Source organism: Bilifractor sp. LCP19S3_H10 (genome assembly GCF_052119185.1).
In the GTDB taxonomy this organism is placed as follows: domain Bacteria; phylum Bacillota; class Clostridia; order Lachnospirales; family Lachnospiraceae; genus Bilifractor.
The window spans coordinates 1-662 of sequence record NZ_JBQKFT010000064.1; the positions used below are offsets into that span (position 1 = coordinate 1).

Here is a 662-nt window from a genome sequence, read left to right on the forward strand (position 1 = left end):
GAAGGAAGTACGCCAGTATTTCCGGAGCCGCTGTTGGGATACCACCCTTGCGTTACCGGGCTTCTAACCTGCGCCCGTTACCCGGGCGGGGGACAATGTCAGACGGGGAGTTTGACTGGGGCGGTCGCCTCCGAAAGCGTATCGGAGGCGCCCAAAGGTTCCCTCAGGATGGTTGGAAACCATCCAAAGAGTGCAAAGGCAGAAGGGAGCCTGACTGCGACAGCGACGGTTGGAGCAGGTACGAAAGTAGGGCTTAGTGATCCGGTGGTATTAAGTGGGAATGCCATCGCTCAACGGATAAAAGCTACCCTGGGGATAACAGGCTTATCACTCCCAAGAGTTCACATCGACGGAGTGGTTTGGCACCTCGATGTCGGCTCATCGCATCCTGGGGCTGTAGTAGGTCCCAAGGGTTGGGCTGTTCGCCCATTAAAGCGGTACGCGAGCTGGGTTCAGAACGTCGTGAGACAGTTCGGTCCCTATCCGGCGTGGGCGGAGGAGTTTTGAAAGGAGCTGTCCTTAGTACGAGAGGACCGGGATGGACAGACCACTGGTGTACCGGTTAGACCGCCAGGTCTATGGCCGGGTAGCCAAGTCTGGAAGGGATAAACGCTGAAGGCATCTAAGCGTGAAGCCCCCCTTAAGATGAGAACTCCCATTCG

1 rRNA gene is annotated in these 662 nt (G+C 57.1%); it reads left to right on the forward strand.

Features of this window, described 5'->3' with window-relative positions:
• Nucleotides 1-662 (forward strand): 23S ribosomal RNA (locus ACTQZS_RS15425); the annotation flags it as partial.